The 7,179-nt window shown below is 60.8% G+C and carries 10 protein-coding genes; 9 read left to right on the top strand and 1 reads right to left on the bottom strand.

All coding sequences use genetic code 11. The features are described 5' to 3' along the window. From PHF39_RS13400 to PHF39_RS13365, 8 genes are all read left to right on the top strand, one after another. The coding region (locus tag PHF39_RS13400; RefSeq protein WP_300224964.1) for a proton-conducting transporter membrane subunit at nucleotides 1-504 on the top strand (504 nt) is incomplete at its 5' end. Then, complete coding sequence (locus tag PHF39_RS13395; protein ID WP_300224962.1) at nucleotides 505-834, top strand: hypothetical protein; 330 nt, start codon at nucleotides 505-507, stop codon at nucleotides 832-834. 28 nt (nucleotides 835-862) lie between these two features. Further along, entirely contained in the window at nucleotides 863-1,405 is a 543-nt protein-coding gene (gene nuoB, locus PHF39_RS13390) for an NADH-quinone oxidoreductase subunit NuoB (protein ID WP_300224960.1), read from the top strand. Continuing rightward, the gene (locus PHF39_RS13385; RefSeq protein ID WP_300224957.1) at nucleotides 1,402-1,881 is read left to right on the top strand and encodes an NADH-quinone oxidoreductase subunit C; all 480 of its coding nucleotides are present in this window, start codon (nucleotides 1,402-1,404) and stop codon (nucleotides 1,879-1,881) included. The genes nuoB and PHF39_RS13385 overlap by 4 nt, the downstream gene beginning before the upstream one ends. Before the next feature lies 1 nt (nucleotide 1,882). Next, nucleotides 1,883-3,067, top strand: coding sequence for a nickel-dependent hydrogenase large subunit (locus PHF39_RS13380; RefSeq protein ID WP_300224954.1), 1,185 nt, complete (start codon nucleotides 1,883-1,885; stop codon nucleotides 3,065-3,067). Beyond that, nucleotides 3,064-4,038 (top strand): complex I subunit 1 family protein, encoded by a 975-nt coding sequence (locus PHF39_RS13375; protein WP_300224951.1) that lies wholly within the window; start codon nucleotides 3,064-3,066, stop codon nucleotides 4,036-4,038. Before PHF39_RS13380 ends, PHF39_RS13375 begins: the two co-directional genes overlap by 4 nt. After that, complete coding sequence (locus PHF39_RS13370; protein WP_300224950.1) at nucleotides 4,035-4,394, top strand: 4Fe-4S binding protein; 360 nt, start codon at nucleotides 4,035-4,037, stop codon at nucleotides 4,392-4,394. Before PHF39_RS13375 ends, PHF39_RS13370 begins: the two co-directional genes overlap by 4 nt. Then, the gene (locus PHF39_RS13365; protein WP_300224948.1) at nucleotides 4,394-4,885 is read left to right on the top strand and encodes a hydrogenase maturation protease; all 492 of its coding nucleotides are present in this window, start codon (nucleotides 4,394-4,396) and stop codon (nucleotides 4,883-4,885) included. Before PHF39_RS13370 ends, PHF39_RS13365 begins: the two co-directional genes overlap by 1 nt. Nucleotides 4,886-4,903: 18 nt before the next feature. On the opposite strand, the gene PHF39_RS13360 is transcribed toward PHF39_RS13365, so the two are convergent. Next, nucleotides 4,904-6,301, bottom strand: a complete 1,398-nt coding sequence (locus tag PHF39_RS13360) for a DNA-directed DNA polymerase II small subunit (RefSeq protein WP_300224946.1) — start codon at nucleotides 6,299-6,301, stop codon at nucleotides 4,904-4,906. 117 nt (nucleotides 6,302-6,418) lie between these two features. Between PHF39_RS13360 and PHF39_RS13355 the strand changes: the two genes are divergently transcribed. Beyond that, nucleotides 6,419-7,039, top strand: coding sequence for a LysE family transporter (locus PHF39_RS13355; RefSeq protein ID WP_300224943.1), 621 nt, complete (start codon nucleotides 6,419-6,421; stop codon nucleotides 7,037-7,039). Nucleotides 7,040-7,179 lie beyond the last annotated feature (140 nt).

Genomic DNA, 7,179 nt, shown 5'->3' with positions numbered 1-7,179 from the left:
GGGCTGTATTATGCGATCGCCTACAGCATCATGAAAGGGGGAGCGTTCATGGCCGCGGATGCCTTTTCCTGGGAAGCCGGCACAACGGAGGTGGAGGGGATGAAGGGTCTTGGGGCCCGGCACCCCCTTCTCGGGATTGCCTTTGTGATCTTTGTCCTCGGCCTGATCGGCGTCCCGTTCACCTGCGGCTTTTTGGGCAAACTTCTTCTCGAGCAGGCGGGGATGGCAACGTCCCTGATGAGCGGAGTAGTCCTTGCCCTGATCCTTGCGGTCAACAGCGTGGTTTCCCTCGGGTATTACATCCCCGTCCTCTCAACCCTGATGTTCTCCGCCTCCTCTGCCGCACCGGTGGGATCCGCCCGGAAGAAGGCAGCCCTTTCCCGCAGCGTACTCTTTGCCGTTGTGGTCCTCGCCGTTGTCACGGTCTACCTGGGTCTCTTCCCCGAGTCATTTGACTGGATCATGCACGCTGCCGGGCAGCTCACCCCGTGGGGGGCGGTCTGAATGGACCTGCCGTTCCTCCTCTCCTCTGCGCCTCTCATCGCAGTGTACGCGCTCGTGGTCTGTTACCTGGTCTATGCCTGGTCCCGGAAGATTGCACCGGTGTTCACGCCATCTGCAAACAAGACCATGCCCTATGTTGGCGGGGAGGCTGCGGAGGGACAGGCCTGCCTTCCGGGATACCAGTTCTTCTACGTGGCCCTCTTCTTCACGGTAGTCCATGTGGCGGCACTTATCATCGCGGTCGCACCTGCCGATGCCCCTCTGGCCGGCACGCTGGGGTATCTTGGCATCATCGCTGTAGCGATAACGATCCTGAGGTGGGAGCAGTGACCGCAGAAGAAGGAGGGGAAGTGATGCTATGACAGGTGATCCGCAATCCCTCAGCCAGCGTCTTGCCACCTGGGCCCGGGTGAAATCCCCCTGGGTCACGGTCTTCAACAGCGGGGCGTGCAATGCGTGCGACATCGAGATCATTGCCTGCCTTATGCCACGGTTCGATGTGGAGCGGTTCGGGATCCTGGCAAAAGGATCGCCGCGCCATGCAGACATCCTGATCGTGACCGGTGCGGTCACCCGGAAACAGGCATCGAGACTCCTGCGGGTCTGGGAACAGATACCAGAACCAAAATACGTAATCGCCTGCGGGGCCTGCGGGGCCGGCGGGGGCGTGTTCCAGGGGCTGTATCATGTGGTGGGGGATGTCGGAACGGTCATCCCTGTCGACATGTACGTTGCCGGCTGCCCCCCGCGCCCGGACGAGATCATCAATGCCGTTGTCGCCTGCCTCAATCTGATGAAGGAGGATCTTGCCCAGGGAGGAAAGGAATGGCGGCGGAAGGCAGGGGACACGGACAGGAAGGAGACCACACCCGGCACGGTCGCGAAGGATGTGAGGGTATGACGGCACAACTGACAATGGAGCAGGTATCGGGAGCACTGAAGGAGTATGGATCCGCAGAGCAGGTGCGGAAAAACCGCATTCGGGTAAGTACCGACACGCAGAAAATTCTCAGTGCCATCAAGGCAGCGCAGCAGTTCCTGGACTGCGACCATCTCATCCTCATCAGCTGCACGGACGATACGGGGAGTTTCGGGCTGACCTACCACCTCACCGGTCCTCACCGCACCGTCATCTCGCTGGCTGTTGCTGTCCCCCGCGAGTCTCCTCAGGTATTCTCTGTATCGGACATCCTTCCCCCGGCCGCTATCTACGAGCGGCAGATCCACGACCTGTTCGGGATCGTCTTTTCAGGGCACCCGGGCCTCTCCAAGCTCATGCTGAACGAGGACTGGCCTGATGGAGAATACCCGCTCCGGAAAGACTGGAAACCAAACAAGGCGAACTCCTATGGCGGGGCTGCACAGGGAGGAACCTGACATGGCGGAAGTGATGGTACCCATCGGCCCCCAGCATCCGGCGCTCAAGGAACCGGTCAACTTCCGGATCTATGTGGAAGGGGAGAAGATTGTCCGGCTCGAACTCGACCTCTCCTACAACCACCGGGGCATCGAGAAAGCGGCCGAAGAGCGTAACTTCATCCGTGTCCTCCCGCTCCTGGAGCGCGTCTGTGGCATCTGCTCCCACTCCCATGCAACGGCCTTTGTCAAGGGGATTGAGGAGATCATGGGCCTTGAGGTCCCGGCTCGTGGGCAATACATCCGCACCATTATCGCGGAACTCGAACGGATGCACTCCCACCTCCTCTGGCTCGGCGTTGCTGCCCACGAGATCGGGTTCAACACCCTCCTGATGTGGACCTGGCGCGACCGGGAGGCAGTGCTCGACACGCTCGAAGAGATGTCCGGCAACCGCGTCCACTACAACATGAACGAGATCGGTGGGGTGCGGCTCGACCTGTCGGAGAAACAGGTGGAGGCCGCACAACAACGGCTTCCGGTCCTTGAAGAACGCATTGCACAGTACGTGGACATGGTCAGCCACCAGGAGACGATGCTGCTCCGTTTCCGGGGTGTCGGGAAACTCTCGAAAGAGGAGATCCTGAAGTACGGGACGGTTGGCCCTACCGCACGGGCAAGCGGCGTAGACTACGATGTCCGCAGGGACGACCCCTACCTCGTCTATGACGAGGTCCCCTGGAACGTTGTCACAGATTCAAGTGGCGACGTGTATGGCAGGACGAAGGTGCGCATCGGCGAGCTCTCCGAGAGCCTGAAGATCGTGCGACACTGCATCGAGAACCTTCCGGGGGGACCGATCCGCGTTACCAGTGCGCCCAAGGCGGCGCCAAAGGGCGAGATCCTCTCGCGGTACGAGGCTCCCCGCGGCGAGCTGGCACATTTCATCCGCACCAATGGCACCGACAAGGCTGACCGGCTCGACATCCGGACACCGACGCTGGCGAACTGGACCTCGGTGGCAAAGGCCCTTGTCAACCAGAACCTCGCGGACATCCCCGTGATCGTGGCGGCCATCGATCCCTGCCTCTCGTGCACCTCGCGGATGACGGTGATTGATACCGGCACCATGGCGCAGGGCAGCATATCGTGGGAAGAGCTGGTAAGGAAGTGCCGGGCACGATACGGGACGGAAGTGCAGCCATGACCGATCCCCTCCTGCTTGCGGTGTATATCTTCGTCTTCCCCGGATTCCTCTTCCTTTTGGCCTGTGCCCTCTTCTTCCAGTATATCGACCGCAAGCTCGCGGCCCGGATGCAGCACCGGGTCGGCCCGCCACTCCTCCAGCCTCTTGCCGACCTCATCAAAACGCTGGGCAAGGAGGTGATCGATGTAAAAGGTGTTGACCGCGGGGCTTTCAGCGCAGCCCCGCTCATTGCCCTTGCCGCAGTCATGACCGCATTCCTCTACATCCCGGTCATCGGGGCAAGCCCGCTTGCCTTCCAGGGAGATCTCATCCTCGTCCTCTACCTCATGACGCTGCCGACCCTGGTACTCTTCGTCATGGGCTGGCTGAGCCGGAATGTCTTTGCGTGCGTTGGGGCAATCCGCACTGTCACCCAGCTCTTCATCTACGAGGTGCCGTTCTTCCTCGTCATGCTCGCCCCGGGGCTGATGGCCGGCTCCTGGTCGATCTCGGAGATCGTTGCATGGCAGCAGGTACACCCCTGGTGTGCGGTCCTCCAGCCCATCGGTTTTGTCATTGCCCTGATCGCGTTGCAGGCAAAGCTGGAGCGGACCCCGTTTGACATCCCCGAGGCAGAGACGGAGATCGTTGCCGGGCCGTGGACCGAGCTGACCGGGCACCGGCTGGCCCTCATGAAGCTGGCATTCGACGTCTCGCTCGTCACCGGCAGCGCCCTCATCGCGGCACTGTTCCTCGGCGGCCCTGAACTCCCATGGGTTATCGCACCTGTGTGGCTTGCCGCCCTCGCAGGATTTGGCCTGTTCCTCATAAAGACTCTCGCAGTCCTGTTCATCCTTGCCACCCTCCGGGTCGCCACCGGGCGTATCCGCCTCGACCAGCTCAACGATATCGGCTGGAAATATATTGCCGGCGCGGCAGTCTTCCAGGTTGCTCTCGTCCTTGTCATGAACGCATGGTGGGTGCAGCCATGAGTGTCATCCGGGAGATGCTGCGCAACCTGGTTACAAAACCCTTCACCATCCTCTACCCGTACGAGAAGGCCCCGATCCCCTGCACCTTCCGCGGTGAGGTGGCGATCGATGATGACAAGTGCATCGGCTGCTCGAAGTGCTCGCTGGTCTGCCCGCCGCAGGTGATCACGATGATCGACGGCCCGCGTGAGGTCGAGTTCAAGGGAAAGAGCCTTGCACGCAAAAAACGGCCGCAAGTGAAACTCTACAAGTGCATCCGCTGTGGGCTCTGCGAGCGGCACTGCCCAACCGGCGCGATCCATCTTAAGGACACGCTCTCGGGCTGCGGAACGGATAAGGAAGCCGTGATAATGTAATGACCACGGATCCGATATTTCCCGACTTGCGGCGGAGACTGCGGGGCACCCGTCTGCTTGCTGTTGTCGGTATCGGCGATGAACTCAGTCCTTCGGACCGGCTGGGAATGACAGCAGCACGGGAGATCGATCACCAGGGCATCCCGGGCGTACAGGTCTTCCTTGCCGGTACTGTGCCGGAGAATATCACCGGCCCGCTCAGGAAGTACCGGCCGGATCATGTCCTCTTCCTTGATGCGGCAGAGATGGGGGAGCGACCCGGGACCCTTACCCGGATCGAACCAGGACAGGTCAGTGCAGGCCTTATCTCGACACATGCCCTGCCACTGCCGGTGGTCATGGAGTATATCGAACGGGACATCGGGATACCTGTTACCCTGCTGGGCATCCAGCCGGAAACCCGCAGCCCCGGTACTATCCTGTCCGATACTGACCGGGGATATTTTGAGGAGAACCTGCGGCAGGTGTCAGAAGTGCTCCAAAACCGTTAGCTGCAGGCGAGCGTTATTTCAGGCAAAGCTGAAGGTCTCCGGCATCAGCGTCTGTAAATCGACGACCACCGCGAGCGCCGGGGTGGGGTTGACGTTCATCTGTTTCTGGAACGCGGTCTGGGACTGCCAGGTGCCGGCATTGACCCCGAGAACGCCACGGTAGGTCGTGATGCCCTTGATGTGGACGTGGCCCGTGTGGAGGATCTCGGGGATGGGGTCGATGATCATCCGGTCGGTCCTGCCGGCGGCAATCGGTGTGCGGCGCCCGTACGCGGGAGCGAGGTGACGGCGGATGAGCATCTCCTCCATCATCAGCCCGGAATTCTCGTACGAGGCTCCGGGAATGAGGCCGATCATGTCGTCGATGGACCGGCCGTGGTACATCATCACCCGGACCCCCTGAAGATTGACGACGGCAGGGTTCTCGACCTGCATACAGTTTTGCGGGAACTTTTTTGTAAACACCTCGGGGATGACCGGCTGGGGCTCGGCGCCCCGCACCACGTCGTGGTTGCCGGGCGAAATGATGATCTTCATCCGTGACGGGAGGTCGGAGAGCATGGCCCCAAAGGCATCATACTGCTCGTAAATGTTCTTGATGGTCAGCTCCTGGTCCTGCCCGGGGTAGATGCCGATCCCGTCCACGAGGTCTCCCGCAATGAGGAGGTACTGGTAATCGGAGTCCGAGAGCCAGTCCGCGAACCGGTTCCAGGCCTCCTCAAGGAACGTGTTGCTCCCCACGTGGACATCGGAAATGAGCACAGCCTTCCCTGGCTTGTCGCTCTTGAACGGGGTGTTATCGATACGGATGTCCGGGCGATAGAGGAACTCGGCAAAGAAGAGGCGCCCGTCGTTCGAGAGCTTCCCCTTGACCCCGATCACCTCGTCGTGGACGATCTTCTCGGCATCGGCAAAGACCGGGCGGTCCTTCCGGAAGAGGACGGAGATATGGGCTGAAGAGTCCTCGATCTCGGCAATGCGGTGGCCGTTCTTGGTGGTGCTCACGTCCACGACCATGCCGATGACCGTGCATTCCTCCTGCCGGTACCGGGTGTTCTTGGTGAGCCCCTCGATGGGCATCGCCCCGGTCCTGCCCCGGATCATCCCGCCGAGCCGGCTGAACCGGTCGCGGAAATAGTGAAGGTAATCACCGGTCCCGTTGACCGGTCCCGAGGTGCCCGGGGTGCCGCTCACCACCTCTACAGTAGGATCAAGGAGGAACCGGGTGCCGTCCCGTGTCGGGCGGATGCCCGGGATGTGTTTTGCGGAGACGACAATGGTGTTCTCAGGCACCCCCGCGATGATGCGCTCGATCAGGTCCGGTTCATTGTTCTCCAGGATATAGCGGACCACCTCGGGGTGGACCTGGAGCCTGGTGTCAAGGAACCGGAGCGCGATCTCTTGCGCAGTCAGCATACCAGATCATTGGTTCGCAAGAAATTATAGCCTGTTATCCTGTCATGAGTGAGGCCGGGAGGCGGATTCATTATTTCCCACGAATAACAGGTAATAACAAACGGGGACGCGGACATCATGTACGAGATCATCGCAACGCTGGCGCTGGGAGTAATCATCGGGTTCACCGGTGCGCTCGCCCCCGGCCCCACGCTGGTGGCCACGATCAATGCCTCCCTTGCCGGGAACTGGACGGCAGGACTGAAAGTCTCCCTGGGCCATATTCTCATCGAGACCGCCATCTTCTTCCTTGTCATTCTCGGCCTTGCCAGCATTGCGAGCCCCTACACCTCCGTGATCGCTGTAGTCGGCGGGACAGCCCTGATCATCTTCGGCGCCATGACCCTCGTGGGGAGCAGGAACGCCACGCTCTCCCGCGGTATGGGATCGGGAGGTTCCGGCCCGTACATGGCAGGGCTCGTGACGAGCGCTGCCAACCCTTACTTCTGGATCTGGTGGCTCTCGGTGGGGAGTGCCCTCCTCCTCCAGTCGCTTGCGGGCGGGCTTGTCCTTGCGGTCGCCTTCATGATCGGTCACTGGGGGGCCGACACCGCCTGGTACACATTCGTTTCCACCAGTGTTGCAAAGGGGCGAACCCTCCTTTCGGGCCGGACTTACCACGTCATCATGGCGGCCTGCGGTGTCTTCCTGATCCTCTTCGGGCTCTATTATCTCTCCGGGGCCATCCTTCCACACTGATTATGGAGTGAGGTGGTGTACTACCATCGCATCAATCCCGTATGGTTAATCTGCCCACGGTTCAACACTATACAAAACTCTAAACAACAGGTATCCCGATGGCTGACAAAGATTCCCCCCGCGATCTCCGCACGCTCATC

Source organism: Methanoregula sp. (assembly GCF_028712425.1).
GTDB lineage: Archaea > Halobacteriota > Methanomicrobia > Methanomicrobiales > Methanospirillaceae > Methanoregula.
This window is presented reverse-complemented; position numbering and strand designations above follow the sequence as displayed.